Origin of the sequence: Marisediminitalea lipolytica, from assembly GCF_001758465.1 — a bacterium.
GTDB classification, from domain to species: Bacteria; Pseudomonadota; Gammaproteobacteria; order Enterobacterales; family Alteromonadaceae; genus Alteromonas; species Alteromonas lipolytica.
In genome coordinates this window covers 656,078-677,893 of record NZ_MJIC01000010.1, presented here as the reverse complement: position 1 = coordinate 677,893, position 21,816 = coordinate 656,078, and the positions used below count along the sequence as shown (strand labels likewise).

17 protein-coding genes are annotated in these 21,816 nt (G+C 47.3%); 4 read left to right on the top strand and 13 right to left on the bottom strand.

Going from position 1 to position 21,816, the window contains the following annotated elements:
- The first annotated feature begins 289 nt into the window (after positions 1 to 289).
- Positions 290 to 2,488, top strand: a complete 2,199-nt coding sequence (locus tag BFC17_RS08495) for a VTT domain-containing protein (RefSeq protein ID WP_070176007.1) — start codon at positions 290 to 292, stop codon at positions 2,486 to 2,488.
- Complete coding sequence (locus tag BFC17_RS08490; RefSeq protein WP_083271645.1) at positions 2,476 to 3,180, top strand: endonuclease/exonuclease/phosphatase family protein; 705 nt, start codon at positions 2,476 to 2,478, stop codon at positions 3,178 to 3,180. The genes BFC17_RS08495 and BFC17_RS08490 overlap by 13 nt, the downstream gene beginning before the upstream one ends.
- A gap of 123 nt (positions 3,181 to 3,303) precedes the next feature.
- Here BFC17_RS08490 and sucD read toward each other — a convergent pair whose 3' ends face one another.
- From sucD to sdhC, 8 genes are all read right to left on the bottom strand, one after another.
- On the bottom strand, positions 3,304 to 4,176 hold the full coding sequence (sucD, locus tag BFC17_RS08485) for a succinate--CoA ligase subunit alpha (protein WP_070176006.1): 873 nt from the start codon (positions 4,174 to 4,176) through the stop codon (positions 3,304 to 3,306).
- On the bottom strand, positions 4,176 to 5,342 hold the full coding sequence (gene sucC / locus BFC17_RS08480; RefSeq protein WP_070176005.1) for an ADP-forming succinate--CoA ligase subunit beta: 1,167 nt from the start codon (positions 5,340 to 5,342) through the stop codon (positions 4,176 to 4,178). Before sucC ends, sucD begins: the two co-directional genes overlap by 1 nt.
- A 139-nt stretch (positions 5,343 to 5,481) precedes the next feature.
- The gene (odhB, locus tag BFC17_RS08475; protein WP_070176004.1) at positions 5,482 to 6,978 is read right to left on the bottom strand and encodes a 2-oxoglutarate dehydrogenase complex dihydrolipoyllysine-residue succinyltransferase; all 1,497 of its coding nucleotides are present in this window, start codon (positions 6,976 to 6,978) and stop codon (positions 5,482 to 5,484) included.
- Between the two features lie 9 nt (positions 6,979 to 6,987).
- Positions 6,988 to 9,813 (bottom strand): 2-oxoglutarate dehydrogenase E1 component, encoded by a 2,826-nt coding sequence (locus BFC17_RS08470; RefSeq protein ID WP_070176003.1) that lies wholly within the window; start codon positions 9,811 to 9,813, stop codon positions 6,988 to 6,990.
- Between the two features lie 141 nt (positions 9,814 to 9,954).
- A complete protein-coding gene (locus BFC17_RS08465; protein ID WP_070176002.1) occupies positions 9,955 to 10,665 on the bottom strand; it encodes a succinate dehydrogenase iron-sulfur subunit in 711 nt (236 codons plus the stop codon).
- A 13-nt stretch (positions 10,666 to 10,678) separates the two neighbouring features.
- Positions 10,679 to 12,451 (bottom strand): succinate dehydrogenase flavoprotein subunit, encoded by a 1,773-nt coding sequence (gene sdhA / locus BFC17_RS08460; protein ID WP_070176001.1) that lies wholly within the window; start codon positions 12,449 to 12,451, stop codon positions 10,679 to 10,681.
- A gap of 1 nt (position 12,452) precedes the next feature.
- Positions 12,453 to 12,800 carry a succinate dehydrogenase, hydrophobic membrane anchor protein gene (gene sdhD, locus BFC17_RS08455; protein WP_070176000.1) on the bottom strand — a complete coding sequence of 116 codons (348 nt, stop codon included), beginning with the start codon at positions 12,798 to 12,800 and terminating at the stop codon, positions 12,453 to 12,455.
- Positions 12,794 to 13,168, bottom strand: a complete 375-nt coding sequence (gene sdhC / locus BFC17_RS08450; protein ID WP_070175999.1) for a succinate dehydrogenase, cytochrome b556 subunit — start codon at positions 13,166 to 13,168, stop codon at positions 12,794 to 12,796. The genes sdhD and sdhC overlap by 7 nt, the downstream gene beginning before the upstream one ends.
- Before the next feature lie 431 nt (positions 13,169 to 13,599).
- Between sdhC and BFC17_RS08445 the strand changes: the two genes are divergently transcribed.
- Complete coding sequence (locus BFC17_RS08445) at positions 13,600 to 14,877, top strand: citrate synthase (RefSeq protein WP_070175998.1); 1,278 nt, start codon at positions 13,600 to 13,602, stop codon at positions 14,875 to 14,877.
- A gap of 236 nt (positions 14,878 to 15,113) precedes the next feature.
- Positions 15,114 to 15,533 carry a DUF3429 domain-containing protein gene (locus BFC17_RS08440; protein ID WP_070175997.1) on the top strand — a complete coding sequence of 140 codons (420 nt, stop codon included), beginning with the start codon at positions 15,114 to 15,116 and terminating at the stop codon, positions 15,531 to 15,533.
- Positions 15,534 to 15,599: 66 nt separating this feature from the next.
- On the opposite strand, the gene BFC17_RS08435 is transcribed toward BFC17_RS08440, so the two are convergent.
- From BFC17_RS08435 to lhgO, 5 genes are all read right to left on the bottom strand, one after another.
- Positions 15,600 to 17,057, bottom strand: a complete 1,458-nt coding sequence (locus tag BFC17_RS08435; RefSeq protein ID WP_070175996.1) for a phosphohexomutase domain-containing protein — start codon at positions 17,055 to 17,057, stop codon at positions 15,600 to 15,602.
- Positions 17,058 to 17,074: 17 nt separating this feature from the next.
- Positions 17,075 to 18,487 (bottom strand): mannose-1-phosphate guanylyltransferase/mannose-6-phosphate isomerase, encoded by a 1,413-nt coding sequence (locus BFC17_RS08430; protein WP_070175995.1) that lies wholly within the window; start codon positions 18,485 to 18,487, stop codon positions 17,075 to 17,077.
- 212 nt (positions 18,488 to 18,699) lie between these two features.
- Positions 18,700 to 19,533 (bottom strand): pirin family protein, encoded by an 834-nt coding sequence (locus tag BFC17_RS08425; RefSeq protein WP_070175994.1) that lies wholly within the window; start codon positions 19,531 to 19,533, stop codon positions 18,700 to 18,702.
- Positions 19,534 to 19,540: 7 nt separating this feature from the next.
- The gene (locus tag BFC17_RS08420; RefSeq protein ID WP_070175993.1) at positions 19,541 to 20,473 is read right to left on the bottom strand and encodes a glutathione S-transferase family protein; all 933 of its coding nucleotides are present in this window, start codon (positions 20,471 to 20,473) and stop codon (positions 19,541 to 19,543) included.
- 95 nt (positions 20,474 to 20,568) lie between these two features.
- Positions 20,569 to 21,771 carry an L-2-hydroxyglutarate oxidase gene (gene lhgO / locus BFC17_RS08415; protein WP_070175992.1) on the bottom strand — a complete coding sequence of 401 codons (1,203 nt, stop codon included), beginning with the start codon at positions 21,769 to 21,771 and terminating at the stop codon, positions 20,569 to 20,571.
- Positions 21,772 to 21,816: the final 45 nt, after the last annotated feature.

Here is a 21,816-nt window from a genome sequence, read left to right as displayed (position 1 = left end):
CAATTAACCTGGTTTAGCTGGTGCCACTAAGCCAGCGGGCAAATCCTACAATCAAGCCGGAAATATTTGCCTGTAACGCCCTTTTGCTTCGGACAACCACATTTCAACAGCCAAAATTAAGTCTAAATATCAGCAACTTGCCATAAACTCAGATGAAATTGACAACGGTATGATTCGTGCAAATGTCTACGGAAGACAAACACAAAGTATAACCGGTCCTGATATTAACTGACTGAACAACAGCAACAACCGTTCATCGAGCAAGGATACAAGTAAACAGAGGCTTACTATGACCAGGCAACCTATATTTGAGCAGAACAAAAACTGTTGGAAAGAAACCCAGGCAACTTATTCCAGTCCATTAATCGACTGTGCCAATTACTATCGCGCATTGCACTCAAGTATCTGTAAGGCACAAAAGCAAATTATTATCGTCGGCTGGGACATTGACAGCCGCATTCGGTTACTGCACGGCGAAGAAGAAGAGCGAGCCGAGGCCCCTTCTCAGATCGGTGAGCTGATCCAGTGGAAAGCCGAGCAAAACCCGGATATCAAAATTTATTTGCTACGCTGGGATTCGTCTTTTGCTTTTTTTGATCAGCGTGAAATGTGGGCACTGGAAGTGTGGCAGGACAAAACACCAGACAATGTACACGCCCTGCTGGATGATTCGATTCCCATGGGAGGCTCACAACACCAGAAAATTGTTATCGTCGATAATGAGGTGGTGTTTTCAGGTGGCATGGACGTAGCTCTGCATCGCTGGGACACCCGTGAACATAAAATCGATGAGCCCGGCAGAAACGGGCCCGACGAGCAGGAATATGGCCCTTTTCACGATGTTCAGCTGGTTTCCAGTGGACCACTGGTAAAGCATTTTACTGAACTGGCTCACTGGCGCTGGAACCGGATTGCCGAACAGCCTATTGAAACCATCCCGGATGCAGAGTCCGCAACAGATAAACTACCTGACTGCTGGCCCGAGGGGGTTAAACCCTGTTTTACCAATGCCCCTTGTGCCATCGCCCGAACCATTCCGGCAATGGAAGACACCGAGCTGGTGCAGGAAGTGCGCAACATGTTGATCGATCTCATTGGTCAGGCTGAGCACTTTATCTATATCGAAAACCAGTTTGCTACTCGTGAGGAAATTGCCAGAGCAATTAACGAGCGGATGAAAGCGTGTCCTGATCTGCACGTGGTTATTGTCAGTTCATACGAGCCTCAGGGCCTGTTTGAGTCGGAGGCCTACTGGGCGAGTCGTATCACCTTTAAGGATATCGTAGAAGACGGTGTCGACAGCAGTCGCATTATGATGACCTATTCCTCAATACGCGACCAACAAGGTAAAACGGCCTATAAGCGCATCCACTCTAAAGTCATGACAATAGACAATCAGTATCTGGTGATTGGTTCTTCCAACTTAAGCAACCGATCTATGACCCTGGATACGGAAGTTGACCTGATTTTCCATGGCGATTCCGAAGAAAATCAGCGCTGTATTGAGTTTATCCGCAATGACTTGCTGGCAGAACACACTGGACGCAAAACCGATGCGGTACAACCGCTGATAGAAAGTGAATCGCCGGTAGAAGCGCTTATGGATAAACAACTGGCTCATGGTTACGTGCTGACCGAAATCGACGACAGCGAGTTCACCAGCGCTTCTGAAACCAATGTTTTTCGTAGCATTTCTGACCCTGAAGAACCTTTAGGCCCGGCTATCCCCGATCTGCACGGAAAATTTTCTGCCATCACCAATCCACGTCGCCGAACCATCATGATCGCCCTTGGCGTCCTGATTGTCGGTTTAATTGCCGGCGCTTTAATTTTAATCAGTAATACCGTGCCATGGTTAGACGGCGATCGCATTCAGGCATTTTTAGAAGAAAGCCGCGGCACTTACTTTGCCCTGCCAACGGTACTGCTGGTGTATCTGGTAGGTGGTTTATTGTTCTTCCCGGTCACAGTCCTGTCGTTAGCAGTAGCCGCTATATTTGGCCCGATATGGGGCCCGATTTATGGCATTGTGGGCGCACTGCTTAGCGCTGGCACCACCTTTTTACTGGGTAAGTTGCTGGGTAACGCCGGCCTGCGTAAATTAGGCGGACCAAAGGTAGAAGCGGTTGATGAGAAACTCAAACAAAGCGGCATTATTGGTGTAGCAGCCATCCGAATGCTGCCTATAGCGCCTTTTAGCCTGGTTAACCTGGTAGCCGGTATTTCGTCCATTACCGTCGTACAGTTCTTAATTGGTACTTTTCTTGGTATGTTTCCACAAATGATAGCCAAGGGGCTGGTAGGTGATTCAATCATGCAGATCTTTAAAAACCCATCCACTGAAACAGTAACTTATCTGGTTGCTGGACTCGTTTTCTGGCTGGCAATGATTATTGGTTCACAGAAAATAGCCAAGATGTATCAGGCTCGCAAGCTACAGACAGACGCACAATCAAATGAGGAAGATTCAGAAGAATGTATCGCTTAATCTCCTACAACATTCACAGCGGTGTCGGGCGCGATGGTATTCAGGACTACCAGCGGATAGGCCAGTTCCTGGCCTCCCGTAACGCAGACTTTGTGCTACTACAGGAAATGGACACCCGTAGTGAAAACCGGTCAATCCATGATGACATTGCAGCAATCTGTGTTGATGGTTTGTATGAAATGATAGAAGCACCAACGAAAACCACAAAGTCAGGTTGGTATGGTAATGCTATCCTGACAAGACATCCGGTTTTACATCGTGAACAATTTGATATCAGCGCACCAGGCAGAGAGCCGAGAACGCTTCAGCATGTTGTCGTAGCGGTTAAAGACCAACAAATAAGTCTGTTTAACGCCCACATGGGGCTAAAAAAAGCCGAACGCAAATTTCAGGCAAAGCGCATCCACGCCATTATGCAGGACTTTCTCAGTCGCTACCCTATGCCTGTGTGTTTAGGCGGCGACATGAATGAATGGTGGCTTAATACGCAATTGTTTAAACGACTGGATAAGGATTTTACCCAGCTTAAAACCGGAAAAACCTTTCCCAGCCAGTGGCCACTGCTTAAATTAGATCGGTTATGGGTAAATGAGGCGCTGGACGTTGTACTTAGTCATCGTATAAAGGAACAGGCGTACCGCCATTACTCAGACCACATACCGGTGATGGTTGAGTTTAAAACCAGCGGTTAAGGCATGGCTACACTAGTATGATAGAGCGAAACGAGCGACTATGTCGCTACTAGTTGCTGTTCGTTACCATTAAAAAAGCCCGCAAGTGCGGGCTTTTTCTGATTAGCTTACTGACAGCTTTAATTACCAGCCAGTTTGCTCGCGCAGCGCTTTACCGATATCGGCCAGAGAGCGAACAGTCTTAACGCCTGCTGCTTCCAGGGCTGCAAATTTCTCATCTGCAGTACCTTTACCGCCAGCGATAATCGCACCAGCGTGACCCATACGTTTACCCGGAGGCGCAGTAACACCCGCGATGTAAGAAACAACTGGCTTAGTTACGTTTTCTTTGATAAACGCAGCCGCTTCTTCTTCTGCAGTACCACCGATTTCACCGATCATTACGATCGCTTCGGTTTGTGGGTCGTCCTGGAACAACTTCAGGATATCGATGAAGTTAGAACCTGGGATTGGGTCACCACCAATACCAACACAGGTAGACTGACCAAAACCTTCGTCAGTAGTTTGTTTAACCGCTTCGTACGTCAGTGTACCAGAGCGAGAAACGATACCTACTTTACCAGGCTTGTGGATGTGGCCAGGCATGATACCAATCTTACACTCACCCGGAGTGATGACACCCGGACAGTTTGGACCAATCATGCGCGCGCCTTTAGCGTTTACATATTCTTTAACGTAAAGCATATCCAGCGTAGGAATACCTTCAGTGATACAAACCACTAATTCGATACCCGCATCAACTGCTTCAACGATAGAGTCTTTACAGAAAGGTGCTGGAACATAGATTACTGATGCTGTTGCACCAGTTGCTTCAACCGCTTCACGAACGGTGTTGAATACTGGCAGACCTAAGTGCTCAGTACCACCTTTACCAGGCGTAACACCACCAACCATTTGCGTACCGTAGGCAATGGCTTGTTCAGAGTGGAAAGTACCCTGACCGCCAGTGAAACCCTGACAGATAACTTTAGTATCTTTACCGATCAAAACTGACATTATTTGCCCTCCGCAGCTGCAACAACTTTTTCTGCTGCATCAGTTAATGACTCTGCAGCGATGATATCCAATTCAGAGCTAGCCAGTACTTCACGGCCCAGTTCTGCATTAGTACCTTCAAGACGTACAACTACTGGTACTTCAACGCCAACTTCTTTAACCGCGCCGATAATACCTTCAGCAATCATGTCACAACGTACGATACCACCGAAGATGTTAACCAGTACGGCTTTAACGTTGTCGTCAGACAGAATGATTTTGAATGCTTCTGCAACACGCTCTTTCGTCGCGCCGCCACCAACATCCAGGAAGTTTGCAGGCTTACCGCCGTGCAGGTTTACGATATCCATGGTACCCATGGCCAGACCCGCACCGTTAACCATACAACCAACGTTTCCGTCCAGCGCAACATAGTTCAGTTCAAACTGTGCAGCGTGTGCTTCACGGGCGTCTTCCTGTGAAGGATCTTTCATGTCCTTCAGTTTAGGCTGACGATACATGGCGTTACTGTCTACGCCTAATTTAGCGTCCAGACAGTGCAGGTTACCATCTGCTTTAATAACCAGAGGGTTAATTTCGATTAACGCCAGGTCAAGGTCTTCGAACATTTTCGCCAGACCCATGAAGATCTGTACGAACTGTTTGATTTGAACGCCTTGCAGACCCAGAGCAAACGCCATTTCACGCGCTTGATAAGGCTGAGGACCAACGATTGGGTCGATTTCAGCTTTCAGAATTTTTTCTGGAGTTTCTTCGGCAACGGTTTCAATTTCAACACCGCCTTCAGTAGATGCCATGAAAACAACGCGGCGAGTGCCACGGTCAACTACTGCACCTAAATACAACTCGTTTGCGATATCTGTACAAGATTCAACTAAGATCTTGCTTACAGGCTGACCGTTTTCGTCAGTCTGGAAGGTCACCAGGTTTTTGCCTAACCAATTTTCAGCAAAAGCACGAATCTCGTCTTTTGTTTTTACCAGCTTAACACCGCCAGCTTTACCACGGCCACCCGCGTGGACCTGACACTTAACAACCCATTCACTCCCGCCAATACGGTCAGCAGCTTCAACTGCACCTTGAGGAGTATCTGATGCGTATCCTTCAGAAACAGGTAAGCCATATTCTTTGAATAGCTGCTTACCTTGGTATTCATGCAAATTCATGGTGTTTCTATCCGATTTTTATTTAAACGAAAGCCATTATTTGGCTCGACTAATTCCCAACTGGTATCCGTCCCCAAATACCAGCAAATATGGATGATACATGAGTATCATCCATACTCATAGTTATGCTACGAAAGTCTTACACATCCAGTAGCAGACGTGTTGGATCTTCCAGCATTTCTTTAACGGTGACCAGGAAGCCAACCGATTCTTTGCCATCAATGATCCGGTGGTCATAAGACAGTGCCAGATACATCATTGGTAAAATTTCAACTTTGCCGTTAACCGCCATTGGGCGATCCTGGATTTTATGCATACCCAGAATTGCGCTTTGTGGTGGGTTAATAATTGGCGTTGACATCAGTGAACCAAACACACCACCGTTGGTGATGGTGAAGTTACCACCTTGCAGCTCTGCCATAGACAGTTTGCCGTCACGGCCCTTGATAGCCAGTTCCTTGATACCCTTTTCGATACCGGCCATACCCAGGGTATCTGAATCTTTAAGTACCGGGGTAACCAGACCACGCGGAGTTGACACCGCAATAGAGATATCAAAGTAGTTGTGATAAACGATGTCATCACCGTCCAGAGACGCATTCACTTCAGGGAAACGCTTCAGTGCTTCAGTTACCGCTTTCACGTAGAAAGACATGAAACCAAGGCGAATGCCGTGACGCTTCTCAAAGCTATCCTGGTACTGCTTACGCAGATCCATAATTGGCTTCATGTTAACTTCGTTGAAGGTCGTTAGCATTGCAGTAGAGTTTTTAGCTTCCAGCAGGCGGTTAGCGATGGTTTTGCGCAGGCGTGTCATAGGAACACGTTTTTCGCTACGCTCACCCGCAGGTACTGCTGGTGCTTCTGCCGCTGGCGCACTCGCTGCTGCTGGTGCACTGCCACCTTTCAGATATTGCTCAACATCTTCTTTGGTGATTCGACCGTTTTTACCAGAACCTTTTACTTTTGCCGGATCAACGCCTTTTTCTGCCAGTAAACGACGCACTGACGGGCTTAACGCATCACTGTCTTCGCTGCTGTCCGCTTCGGCAGCAGCTGCTGGTGCAGCGGCAGCACCGGCACCTTCGACAAATTTAGCAATTACTTCTTCCGCAGTTACGGTGGTGCCTTCGTCAGCCAGAATCTCGGCCAGTGAACCATCAGCAGGCGCAACAACTTCCAGCACCACTTTATCGGTTTCGATATCAACCAGGTTCTGGTCACGGCTAACTTTTTCGCCTGGCGCCACATGCCAGGTTGCAATGGTAGCGTCAGCTACCGATTCAGGCAGAACCGGTACTTTAATGTCAACAGTTTCGCCACTGGCTTGTGCCGCTGGCGCTTCTTCTTTGGCAGGTGCTGGTGCTCTTTCAGCAGCTGGAGCAGACGCAGCTGCACCACCTTCTTCAAGTTTAGCAATCACTTGTTCACCAAGTACAGTTGCACCCTCTTCATCGATAATCTCACCGATAACACCATCTGCAGGCGCTACTACTTCAAGCACTACCTTATCAGTTTCAATGTCTACCAGGTTCTGGTCGCGTTTTACACTATCCCCGGCCTTTACGTGCCAGGTTGCAATCGTGGCGTCGGCAACTGACTCGGGTAGAACCGGAACTTTTATCTCAATAGTCATCTCTGTTCCTTATTTTATCGTGAGAGCGTCTTCAACCAGGGCTTTCTGTTGCTGGTTGTGTACGGATAGATAGCCTACAGCTGGTGACGCAGAAGCGGCACGGCCGGCATAAGTTAATTTGGCACCATCTGGAATCACTTGCCAGAAGTGATGTTGACTACAATACCAGGCACCCTGGTTTTGCGGCTCTTCCTGACACCAAACCCAATCTTTAACGTGGCTGTATTCTGCCACAATTTTAGCGCATTCTTCCTGCGGGAACGGATAGAGTTGTTCCAGACGGATAATGGCTACATCGGTTTGTTCGTTCTTACGGCGTTGATCCAACAGATCGTAATACACCTTACCAGAACACATCACCACGCGTTTAACGTCTTTGGCTGGCAGTTCATCTACTTCGCCGATGACATTATGGAATACACCTTCCGACAGTTCTTCAAGCGTTGATACCGCCATTGGGTGACGCAGTAATGATTTTGGTGACATGACAATCAGCGGTTTACGCATTGGGCGCACTACCTGACGACGGATCATGTTGAACACCTGTGCTGGCGTAGACGGCACACAAACCTGCCAGTTATGGTCAGCACAAAGCTGCAGGAAGCGTTCAAGACGCGCTGAGCTGTGCTCCGGCCCCTGCCCTTCGTAACCATGTGGTAACAATACGGTAAGACCGCACAGACGACCCCACTTGGCTTCACCAGAACTTAAGAACTGGTCGAATACCACCTGAGCACCGTTAGCAAAGTCACCAAACTGGGCTTCCCAGATAGTCAGGCAGGTCGGCTCTGCAGTAGCGTAACCGTATTCAAAAGCCATAACCGCTTCTTCAGACAGCACTGAATCGTAGATTTCGATGGCTTCCTGATCTTCACTGATGTGTTGCAGTGGCATATAGGTCGACGCGTCGGTCTGGTTATGCAGCACCGCGTGGCGGTGGAAGAACGTACCACGACCAGAGTCCTGACCGGTCATCCGAATGCTGGTGCCGCCTTTTACGATAGACGCGTAGGCAAGCAGTTCTGCCATACCCCAGTCCAGCGCGCGCTCACCGGCTACCATTGACTTACGGTCGGTGTAAACTTTGTTAACCCGCGACTGTAATTTAACACTGTCGGGATAAGTCACCAGGCGCTCACCCAATGATTTCAGCTCTTCAAGACTGATACTACCGTCATACGGTGTATCCCAGTCGTGGCCAAGGTATGGATGCCAATCCACCGAGTGCTCGGTCATTGGTCGCCATTCTTCAACCACGCAGGCGCCGTGGTCCATAGCAGCCCGGTAATCTTCAATCAGCTTGTCGGCGTCCTGTTTACCCAGTACACCTTCGGCAATCAGCTGATCTGCGTAAATTTCACGCGGTACCGGATGCTTCTTAATTTTCTGGTACATCACCGGCTGTGTAGCATTCGGCTCATCCGACTCGTTGTGACCGTGGCGGCGATAACAAACCAGATCAATCACTACGTCGCGCTTAAATTTATTACGGAAATCAAGTGCCAGCTTGGTAACAAACAGCACCGCTTCAGGATCGTCTGAATTAACGTGCAAAATAGGCGCCTGCACCATTTTCGCGATGTCAGTACAGTATTGCGTTGATCGGGTGTCATCGGTACGCGAGGTGGTAAAACCAACCTGGTTGTTGATAACGATACGCACGGTACCACCCACAGCAAAGCCACGGGTTTGTGACATGTTAAAGGTTTCCTGAACCACACCCTGACCGGCAATAGCCGAGTCACCGTGGATGGTCACAGGTAATACCTTTAATGCACTGTTTTCGCGACGGTCAAGACGGGCACGAACTGAGCCCATAACCACCGGGTTTACAATTTCAAGGTGCGACGGGTTAAATGCCAAAGCCAGGTGAACGTTACCGCCTGGTGTAGCAAAGTCAGACGAATAACCAGCGTGATATTTTACGTCACCGGCCCCCAACGACTCGTCGTGCTTGCCACCAAATTCATCAAACAGTACCGACGGGTTTTTACCCAGTACGTTTACCAGCACGTTAAGTCGACCACGGTGAGCCATGCCCACAACCACTTCTTTGGTGCCTTGCGAACCAGCTTCTTTGATAAGCCCTTTGAGCATTGGGATCAGCGCATCGCCACCTTCCAGTGAGAAACGCTTGGCGCCCGGGAATTTAGAGCCCAGGTATTTTTCCATACCATCGGCTGCAACCAGGCCTTTGAGAATATCGATTTTCGAATCGCGGTCTAATTCAGGACGCGCTTCGACTGATTCAATACGTTGTTGTAACCAGCGTTTTTGCTCGGTATCGGTAATGTGCATGTATTCTGCACCGATTGAGCTACAGTAGGTTCTGTTTAACGATTTAAACAGTTCGCCTAAAGGCATGGTTTCTTTACCGATGGCATAAGAACCAACGTTAAACACTGTATCAAAATCCGTTTCGGAAAGATTGTGATGCGACAGTTCAAGGTCTCTGACGCGTTCCTGCTGCCATAACCCTAATGGGTCAAGGTTGGCATGCTGGTGACCACGGAAACGATAGGCATTGATAAGTTGTAAAACCTTAACCTGCTTTTCATCTGACTGGTTACTGCTGGTTGTTGTGGCAGACCCACTGCTACAACGGGCCAACGGACCCAGAGATGCTAATTGTCGGAACTGGTCCTTAATCAGACTATGGTTACTTTCTAATTCCACGCCATCGACTTTGGGTAAGGCGTCAAATGTATCGCGCCAGGAATCAGAGACACTTTGCGGGTCGTCAAGGTAGGCTTCGTACAATGCTTCCACATAGGCAGCATTGGCTCCAGCCATGTGCGATGAGTCCCACCACGCTTTCATCACGCTTTCTTGCATTATTGTGCCTTGCTAGGTTGTCAATAAAACTATTAGGTCGGTTAGTTTCTACCGGCCACATTTACAAAAAAATAGCCACCCCGAAAGGATGGCCATTCATGCATTACTCACTTGTTACTGAAACAGTAATCAAGATAATTGCTAAACAGCCCGTTGTAACAGCATGGACTTGATTTGTCCGATTGCCTTAGTCGGGTTTAGTCCTTTCGGACATACACTTACACAGTTCATTATGCCATGACATCTGAACACGCTGAATGCATCATCCAGATCGTTCAATCGCTCGTCTGTTGCAGTATCGCGACTATCGATAAGGAAACGATAGGCGTGCAACAGGCCGGCTGGTCCGATGAACTTATCCGGGTTCCACCAGAATGATGGACAAGATGTTGAACAACATGCACAAAGAATACACTCGTACAGTCCGTCAAGTTTAGCACGCTCTTCAGGAGACTGCAGATGCTCACGCGCAGGTGGCTGTTTGCTGTCGTTAATTAAGAACGGCTTGATTTTCTCGTACTGGGTGTAGAACTGGGTCATATCAACCACCAGGTCACGCACAACCGGCAGACCAGGTAACGGACGAATAACCAGTTTACCTTTGCCCAGCGCAGACAGTGGTGTAATACATGCCAGACCGTTTTTACCATTCATGTTCATGCCGTCAGAGCCACAAACCCCTTCGCGGCAAGAACGACGAAATGATAACGTTGGATCCTGCTCTTTTAATAGTAACAGTGCATCCAGCACCATCATATCCTGGCCTTCTTCCACTTCCAGGGTGTAATCCTGCATGCGAGGTGCATTGTCCACCTCAGGATTATAGCGGTATACCGAAAAAGATAATTGCATGGTCTAACCCCTCTTAGTATGAACGTACTTTCGGCGGGAAGGCTTCGCGAAGCTTAGGCGCCATGTTGACATCACGTTTAACCATGGCTTCAGTGGCCGGGTTGTATACGCTATGACATAACCAGTTCTCGTCATCACGATCCGGATAGTCGATACGGCTGTGAGCGCCACGACTCTCTGTACGGAAGTTAGCCGCAACTGCAGTACTGAATGCCGTTTCCATCAGGTTATCCAGCTCTAAACACTCAATACGCTGGGTATTGAAGTCAGAACTCTTATCGTCAAGACGTGCAGACTTAAGACGTTCACGGATTTCTTTAAGCTGGCTAAGACCTTCAGCCATGGCATCGCCTTCACGGAATACCGAGAAGTTAAGCTGCATGCACTGCTGTAAATCTTTCTTGATTTGAATTGGATCTTCGCCCTTGCCTTTCTCTGAGCTTTCCCAACGATTGAAACGCGCCATGGCCGTTTCCAGATCAGATTCAGACGCTTCGCGGGTTGGTGTCATATCATCGAGTTTTTCACCCAGATGCAGACCAGTCGCACGACCAAATACCACAAGGTCAAGCAATGAATTACCACCTAAGCGGTTTGCACCATGCACAGATACACAGGCAATCTCACCACAGGCAAATAAACCGTTAACCAGTTTCTCTTTGCCGTTTTCATCAAGGGTCAGACACTGACCGTCAACATTAGTCGGAATACCGCCCATCATGTAGTGACAGGTTGGAATTACCGGAATCGGCTCTTTAACCGGATCAACGTGGGCAAAGGTACGGGACAACTCAAGGATACCCGGCAGACGAGATTCAAGTACGTCTTTACCTAAGTGATCAAGCTTAAGCTTGATATGCGGTCCCCATGGGCCATCGCAACCGCGGCCTTCACGGATTTCAGTAATCATTGAACGGGCAACAACGTCGCGGCCGGCTAAGTCTTTAGCATTAGGTGCATAACGCTCCATAAAGCGTTCGCCATCTTTGTTCAGAAGGTAACCACCTTCACCACGACAACCTTCTGTTACCAGCGTACCTGCGCCAGCAATACCCGTTGGGTGGAACTGCCACATTTCCATGTCCTGCACGCACACACCGGCGCGCAGCGCCATACCAACACCGTCACCAGTGTTAATGTGCGCATTGGTGGTTGATGCGTAGATACGACCCGCACCACCGGTTGCCAGCACTACGGCTTTAGACTTGAAGTAAACCACTTCACCGGTTTCAATATCGATTGCGGTACAACCAACAACATCACCGTCCTGGTTTTTTACCAGATCCAGTGCATACCATTCGCTGAATACTTTGGTTTTGTTTTTTACGTTTTGCTGATACAGCAAATGCAGTAACGCGTGACCAGTACGGTCAGCTGCGGCAGCAGTACGAGCGCCCTGCTCGCCACCAAAATTCTTGGACTGACCACCAAATGGACGCTGGTAGATCTTACCGTTCTCAAAACGAGAAAATGGCAGACCCATGTTTTCCATTTCGATAATGGCTTCTGGTCCGGTTTTACACATGTACTCGATAGCGTCCTGGTCACCGATATAGTCGGAACCTTTAACGGTATCGTACATGTGCCATTCCCAGTTATCTTCGTGGGAATTACCCAGTGCTACTGTGATACCGCCCTGGGCAGACACAGTATGTGAACGGGTAGGAAAAACTTTCGATAATAATGCACAGGATTTGCCAGACTGCGAAATCTGCAGCGCTGCACGCATTCCTGCACCGCCGGCGCCAATTACGACGGCGTCAAATTCATGAACGGGTAAACTCATCTTACACTCCCCACAAAACAAACAAACCAACTGCTACATAGACAAACGCAATAATATTCAGTACATACTGAATGATTGCGCGCAGACCGGTTGGCTTAACATAATCGGTTAACACCTGCCACAGACCAATGCGAACATGGATCATGATGGAAACCAATGCAGCGAGAGTGAACACTTTCATCGCAATACCAGAGAACAGTCCCTGCCATACGTCAAAAGTCACTTCTTCAGTGGTGATAAAAAATCCTGCAATGAAGAAAGTGTAAAGCGCGATTATAAAAGCAGTCGCTCGTAAGGAAACAAAATCCTGTACACCATTGCGCTTAATGCTTGCTTGATTTGTTACCATAACGCAACCCCTATAACTACTGTCAGTACCACCCACAAACCAAGAACAACCTGCGCGCTTAAGTTACCAGACTCAAGCTCTTCCCAGTGACCCATATCCATAATACCGTGACGGATACCGCCAAGGATGTGGTAGGTCAGCGCAGAAGCTGTACCGATTGCAATGAACTTTCCAATCAATCCATCCATTAAAGCCTGCACATTGGCAAAGCCTTCTGGAGATGATACCGAAACGGCCCATGCCCAGATCACAAACAGCAGCGCAAAGAACATTGCGACACCTGTTACACGATGGAGAATTGACGAAATAGCAGAAGGAGGAAATTTAATGGTGTTTAGGTCTAAATTTACTGGTCTTTGCTTTTTCACAATTTTTGCCTGTTTTATCCGTAGGGACAAATCACTCTCGTGTTGAGTCCTGACAGAGTGATTATGATTGTTACTAAGTTAATTCTCTCATCCATTGAGATGTTAACATTTTGTGAATATTTTTTTACTTAATTAACAGAATAATTATTCAGCTAATTTAAGTAGGCCAGAGTATATCCACGACCTATTATAATTACAATTTTTTGTGTGGTATTAGGACATTAGTCTTAGGTCGTAGAAAGGATAAAATCCCTTGATCCCGCGCCGGGCAGTACCAGTATAATGAAAAATAATCTAGAATATTTGTATGTAATATAAGTAATAAAATTGACTTGTTACTGCATAATAAAGTAAAACTACGCCACTTTTCCCACCGGATTGCTCAAAATTGAGTAACATCCTGATAAAGAAAATTCTGAGGAGAGCAACATATGGCAGATCAAAAAGCCATTCTGAAAGCGGGCGACAAGGAAATAGAACTTCCTATCTTGTCTGGTACAGCAGGACAAGACGTAATTGACATTCGTGCCCTTGGTAAACATGGTTATTTCACCTATGACCCTGGTTTTATGGCGACCGGATCTTGCGAGTCTTCTATCACGTTCATTGATGGTGAGAAAGGTGTACTGTTACACCGTGGCTTCCCTATCGAAGAACTGGCACGCGATGCGAGCTATCTGGAAGTTTGTCACATGCTGCTGCACGGTGACGCGCCAAACAAAGAAGAATACGAAGAATTCGAAAACACCATCAAACGCCACACCATGGTACATGAGCAAATTCACATGTTCTTCCATGGTTTCCGTAACGATGCTCACCCAATGGCCATGCTGAATGGTACCGTTGGCGCCATGTCATCGTTCTACCACAGTGATCTTGACGTGCATAATTTCGACATGCGTGTACGCTGTGCGCACCGCTTAATCGCGAAGATGCCTACCCTGGTTGCAATGTGTTACAAGTATAACATCGGTCAGCCGTTTGTTTATCCACGTAACGATTTAAGCTACGCGGCTAACTTCCTGAACATGATGTTCTCTGTGCCTGCTGAAGAATATAAAATCAGCCCGGCGGTAGAACGCGCTATGGACCGTATCTTTACGCTGCACGCGGACCACGAACAAAACGCGTCAACCTCGACTGTACGTCTGGCTGGCTCGTCTGGTGCCAACCCTTACGCATGTATCGCAGCTGGTGTTGCGTCTCTGTGGGGCCCTGCCCACGGTGGTGCTAACGAAGCTTGTCTGCAGATGCTGGAAGAAATTGGTACGGTTGACCGTATTCCTGAATTTATCGCTCGTGCCAAGGATAAGAACGATCCGTTCCGTCTTATGGGCTTTGGTCACCGTGTTTACAAAAACTACGACCCACGTGCTACGGTTATGCAGGAAAGCTGCCGCGAAGTATTCGCAGAGCTTGACGTTAAAGATCCATTACTTGATGTAGCAATGGAACTGGAACGTATCGCGCTGGAAGACCCGTACTTTGCAGAGAAGAAACTGTTCCCTAACGTGGACTTCTACTCTGGTATCGTGCTGAAAGCGATTGGTATTCCAACCAATATGTTCACCTGTATCTTTGCTCTGTCACGTACCGTTGGCTGGATCTCTCACTGGCACGAAATGATGTCTGACCCGGGTCAGAAAATCGGTCGTCCTCGCCAGTTGTACACCGGTCACACTGAGCGTAAATATACGCCAATTAAATAAGCAAATTTAATTGTTAAATTTAAAGGCTCGCAGTGCGGGCCTTTTTTATTTTTAATAATTAGCCACTTAACTTTTTATTAACCATTAAAATTAACCATTATTTAACAAATAGCGAATTAATCAGATAAATAGTTTTTGCCACATAACGCATTTGATTAATTTCTTGATAATCCTGTTAATAGAAATTTTCGTAATAAATTTTAAATATTTAATCTAAGCAAGGTAATAAAAGCGCGATGCAACCGTTAATAAAACAACTTGGTTTTGCTGGTTTACTGCCATTTATTGGTTTAAACATACTAACGTTTACCGATGTCATGCCTCAGTCTCTGGTTTATCTCTATTTTACCCAGTATTCAGCGGTGCTGTTGTCCTTCTTCGGTGGTGTACATTGGTACGATGCAATCAGCAGTCACAAGCAAGGGCATCAGATGTATGTTGCCATGTTGCCCACTATTGTTGGCTGGCTCTGTCTTACTCAATCTGGAGCTCCCTGGGTTCTCGGTATCTTAAGCATTAGTTACTTATTAATGATGTTCTACGACAAACAGGTATTAACCCTGCCAAAAGATATGGTGGTGTCCTATACCAAACTCAGAATGCAGCTCACTACCATCGTAGTGCTGTCACATGCAGTAATGATATTCAGCCGCTGACACCGTAAAGCTCGCATAAAAAAACCAGCTTAACGCTGGTTTTTTATGTTTAGCCAATCAGCGTGCTTATTCCGCTCTGATGAGATCCAATAACTCTTGGGTTTTTTCTTCAACTAACGCAATATCGCCCTTTGACTCCACGTTAAGTCGAATAACCGGTTCCGTGTTTGATTTACGTAAATTAAAGCGCCAGTTACCAAACTCCAGACCAATACCATCTGTTTCGTCAATCACTTCGGCTAATGGTTGGTATTTGGCCAGTACGCGGGCAAGCGCGGCATCGGCATCTTTCAATGTACTGTTAATTTCACCTGAAGACGGGAATGCTTCAATGCGTTCCTTAACCATATCAGCCAGCGATTTCTGACTCGTACAGATAAGCTCCGCTACCAACAACCACGGGATCATACCTGAATCACAGTAGGCAAAATCGCGGAAGTAATGATGGGCACTCATTTCGCCACCATACACCGCATCTTCTTTACGCATACGCTCTTTGATAAACGCGTGGCCTGTCTTGCATTTTATTGGCGTACCACCGGAAGACGTAATAATGTCTTCGGTATTCCAGTAAACACGCGGATCATAAATGATTTTAGACGGCCCTTTATCCAGGAACGCCTTGGCAAGTAAACCAACGATATAGTAACCCTCAATAAAGTTACCGTCGGCGTCAAACAGGAAACAGCGGTCAAAATCTCCGTCCCAGGCAATACCAAAATCAGCGCCATGTTCAATTACCGCGTTTGCGGTATCCGCACGATTCTCTGGTAACAGCGGATTAGGAATACCATTGGGGAAGGTGCCATCGGCATTGTGATGCACTTTGACAAACTCAACAGGAACGTCCTTGGCCAGCAATCTTTGCTCAATGGCATCAAGAGCCAAACCGGCAGCACCGTTACCCGCATTAGTCACAATTTTAAGCGGCGTAAAGTTGTTAATATCAACATAAGACAGAATATGAGATACGTAAGCATCCATATTCAGATGACGCTGATACTGACCGGTTTCGGCCAGAATGTCAGTAGCAATAAAGGCTTTACCGTTAAAGAAAGCGTCCGCGTCGAACTTTGCGCCTTTGGCATAAAAATCCAGGCGCTCTGCTACATAAGCATCATCCAGGGCTTCAGCCCGCTCTTTAATCGCATTCAGTCCCGTATCACCGCTAATCGGTACCGAACCGGCTTTTACCAGTTTCATACCGTTATAGTTGATTGGGTTATGACTGGCTGTGACTTCTATACCGCCATCTACACCGAGGTGTTTAGTCGCAAAATAGATTTCTTCGGTACCAGCAACACCAATATCGGTCACCGATGCGCCACCGTCAATCAAACCGGCGCTTAACGCCAGTTTTAAAGGCAATGACGTTAACCGAACATCACCGCCAACCACTACAGTTTTCGCTGAAAGCTCTTCTGCAAAGGCAAAACCAATACGGTATGCCACGTCTTCGTTAAGCTGAGTATTTAACTCACCACGAATGTCATACGCTTTAAAACAGGTAATAGGTGTTGTCATAAATAGTATTACTCAGCTTATTTAGATTCTGTTCTGCCGTAACGGTCAGAAAAACGGACAATATCATCTTCACCCAGATAAGCACCTGACTGCACTTCGATCAGTTCAAGTGGGATCTTGCCCGGGTTTTCCAGTGCGTGAACATCGCCGATTGGAATGTACACAGACTCGTTTTCGGTAACCAGTTGCGTTTTTTCACCAATGGTTACGTTAGCGGTACCCGATACGACAATCCAGTGCTCTGCCCGGTGATGATGCATCTGCACCGATAATTTTTCGCCCGGTTTAACAGAAATACGCTTAACCTGAAAACGCTTACCGTTATCAATGGAGTCATAACTTCCCCACGGACGGAACACCTCACGATGGAATTCAAATTCAGGACGACGTTCGGCCTTAAGCTGGTTAACTACGTTCTTAATGTCCTGCACTTTGTTTTTATTTGCTACCATCACCGCGTCTTTGGTTTCAACAACCACTACGTCATCCAGGCCTACGACTGCGATTAAACGCTCTTCAGCGTTGATGTAGCTGTTGTTAACCCCTTCCAGGATGGCATCACCGACGATAACATTACCGTTGTCATCTTTAACATCTGCGGTTTCCCACAGCGAAGACCAACTGCCTACATCTGACCAACCGGCATCCAGCGGCACCATCGCAGCTAATTCGGTTTTTTCCATTACCGCATAGTCAATAGAATCGTCCGGGCAGGTTGCGAAGATCTCCGGGTCAATACGGATAAAATCTAAATCTTTGCTTTCTGAAGCAATCGCCTGCTCACAAATGCTGTACATTTCGGGCGCATATTTTTTCAGTTCATCCAGATAGACACTGGCCTTAAACATAAACATGCCGCTGTTCCAGAAATAATTGCCGGAATCCACATATTGCTGCGCGGTGGCCAGGTCTGGTTTTTCAACAAACTCGTCTACCTGCATGCCAACGCCCAGCGCTTCACCACCTTTTATGTAACCATAACCGGTGTGAGCCTGATCAGGTACTATGCCAAAGGTCACCAGTTTACCGGCTAATGCCAGTTCATTGGCTTTGGCTACAGCCGCTTTGAAACTGGCAGAGTCTTTAATCAGGTGATCCGCTGCCAGTACCAGCAGAACCGGATCATCATCGGTTTGCATGGCATGTAAGGCAGCCAGTGCGATAGCGGGTGCAGTGTTACGGCCAACCGGCTCAAGAATGATTCCACCATGCTCTCCGCCCATCTGACGAAGCTGTTCCGCCACTAAAAACCGGTGAGCATCGTTACAGATAACAATGGGGTTAGCGGCACTACTGCCTTCCAAACGTTGTAACGTTTCCTGCAGCATGGTTTGTTCTGAAGTTAATGCCAGAAACTGTTTAGGTAAAGCTGCGCGGGATTTAGGCCATAAACGACTGCCAGAGCCTCCGGCTAATACGACTGGTTTCATTGAAATTCCTGTTGATTGGTTTCACTTTCTTTGCTTTATTTGAATGCTAAACAAGAAAAGCGATACTTATTTATTCCTTAAACCATGTTAATCAAGGAATGCAGGGCAATCAACATTGCGGCACGTTTTATCTGAAATAAATGCGATGAGTATACAGATTGACGGATGATTGATTAATTATCCGTCAACGGTAGGGAATTTTACTGGATTGTTCAGACGGTCAGTTTACCTTGTTGATAATCCTGAATGGCCTGATGAATTTCAGCTTCGGTATTCATGACGAATGGACCATACTGAACCACAGGTTCACCAATGGGTGCTGCCGCCACCAGGATAGCTTTACCTGCTCTTCCACTGTGAAGTAAAACCTCATCGCCATCGGTTAATACAGCCAGCTTGCCGCTTTCAACCGTTTCACCACTTACTTGCAGCCCACCATCGTAGCAATAAATAAAGGCATTGTGCCCCGCCGTTACAGCTAACGTCGCCGCAGCTTGCGACTGCCAGTGCAGGTCGATAAACAAGGGTTTAACATTAGTTGTCTCAACGGGCCCGTTAACACCACAAAGACTGCCCGCTAATACTTTGGCAGAGATGTTATCTCCGACTTCCACTACAGGCACACGTTCCGGTTTAATATCCTGATAGCCTGGTGCTGAAAGTTTATCCCTGGCAGGCAGATTCACCCACAACTGAAACCCTTTCAGCTCGCCATCGGTTTGTTTTGGCATTTCCTCATGAATGATACCTTTTCCTGCATTCATCCACTGTATACCGCCGTCCTCGATTATTCCCTCGTTTCCTACTGAGTCACGATGCCCCATTTTTCCTTTGAGCATGTAAGTAACCGTCTGAAAACCGCGGTGTGGATGGGGTGGAAAACCCGCAATGTAGTCATCGGGCTTATCAGAACCAAAGTAGTCGAGCATCAAAAAAGGATCTAAATTGGGTAACGCGCGCTGACCGATGATGCGGGTTAAACTCACACCGGCACCGTCCTGGGTGGGCATACCGCTAACAAGTTGCTTTATTGTTCTATTGGTCATTTTTATCCTATTTCCATAAAGAGACGTCAGGCCCGACGGGTACCACCTGAGTAGGATTAATCATCGTGTGGCTGTAATAATAGTGCCGTTTAATATGATCCATATTAGTGGTGTCCGCCACACCATCCAACCGGTAAATACGCTTCATATAATCAAACATCGCCGGATAATCCTGAATTTGTTTACGATTACACTTAAAGTGGCCGTGATACACCGCATCAAACCGAACCAGCGTGGTAAACAACCGGATATCAGCTTCGGTAAGGTGATTGCCCACTAAAAATGCCTGGCGCTGCAGCCGTGCTTCTACCTTGTCAAGAGCACTAAACAGCTTGTCCACCGCCGCTTCGTATACCGCCTGGTCGGTGGCGAACCCCGCTTTGTAAACCCCATTGTTAATGTCGTTGTAAACCCACTGGTTAACTTCATCAATTTCCGGGCGCAACTGCTCGGGATAAAAATCACTGTAATTACCGGTAATATCGTTAAAACTGTTATTTAAAATACGGATAATTTCCGCTGACTCGTTGTTAACGATACGCTCGGTCTTTTTATCCCACAACACCGGTACGGTAACCCGGGTCGTCACGTCAGCCTGCTGGCGAAGATAGATTTCGTACATATAACGATGGCCATACAGGGTGTCTCCTGTGCTGCCCTTGTAAGGTAAAAATGTCCAGCCATTATCGAGCATGTCAGGACTTACAATCGAAACGCTGATATGAGATGTTAACGATTTAAGCTGACGCATGATAAGCGTCCGGTGAGCCCAAGGACAGGCCAGGGATACATACAGATGATAGCGGCCGCTTTCAGCCTCAAATTCCCCGCCCTTTTCAATGGTATTTCTGAACAACGAATCCTGACGTTCAAACCGACCGCCGCTTTTAGCTGTGTCGTACCACTTATCATGCCATTTACCGTTAATCAGCAAGCCCATGCCTGTCTCCCGTTGTACTGTTTAATGTGTTAACAAGTTGACCACAAAACAACACAAACGGGTTAACGGAACATTTGGACTGATTATTCTATGTTTTAGAACAGTCGTTGAATTATCTCATCGGCAATGGGTAACGCACTGGTAGCCGCGGGTGATGGTGCATTACCCACATGCAAGGCATTCGCAGACTCAATGAACTTAAAGTCGTGGATCAGGTTGCCGTTACTATCAACGGCCTGAGCGCGTATTCCGGCTCGATAAGGTTGGAAGTCAGCGGCCGTAATGCCCGGACAATACCGACTCACCAATCGCGCATAATGCGCCTTAGATAGCGATGAGTATAACTCCTTAACCGCTGCTTTTTTATACCGCCATAAAAGCATCCAGACATCGCTATGCCCGAACACTGTTCGCCACTCGGCATCCTTACTCAACAGATGATCATAAGCCTCGCGACCGGTTGTCAGCACGGCATTAGGGCCAACAGTTGTGTAACCACCAATCATACGGGTTAAATGCACGCCAAGAAACGGCATAGCAGGATCAGGAACGGGATAGATCAGGTGTTGGGTGATATTGTTGTATTTTTCACCGAGCTTAAAATACTCGCCTTTAAATGGCAGCATTCTGAAATCGCAGCTAAGTCCCTGTAATCGAATCAACTCATCACTGTAAATACCCGCACAATTAATGAGCTGAGCCGCCTTTACCCTGCTCTCCCCCTGAGGCTGTTTAAAAGTGAGGCTAACCCCGCTGTCATTAGCATTTATGTCGACCAACTGATGATGATAATTTACATCACAAGCACCCTGTAGCTTTGCCTGTTGTAACAAACAATCCGTAATCGCGCGGTAATCCGTTATGCCCGTTTGCCCGACATAAAAACCGCCAACGGCGTGAATGTTTGGCTCACGACGTTTGATTTCTGCGGCACTGAGTAACCGGGGCGCTAAGTCGTTTTCCTGACAGCGTTTAAATAAGCGCTCCATAGCCGGTAACTCGCTATCCCTGGTAGCCACAATCAGCTTCCCGCATTGCTCGTAGGGTAAATCGAAACGCTGGCAAAATTCATAGGTATGCTCCAGGCCAGCACGACAAAAACGGGCTTTAAAGCTGCCTGGCTCATAATACACACCAGCATGAATTACCCCCGAATTACGCCCCGTTTGATGAGCCGCACAAAACGGTTCTTTATCGAAGACGCGTATTCTGGCCTGGGGTTGACGCTGGCTGAGCTTAAAAGCTACAGCTGCACCAATAATACCGGCACCAATAATGGCAAAATCACATTCTGACATGGGTAATCTATTGAAAAATGCTAAACTCACCCCGATAGTACTCGA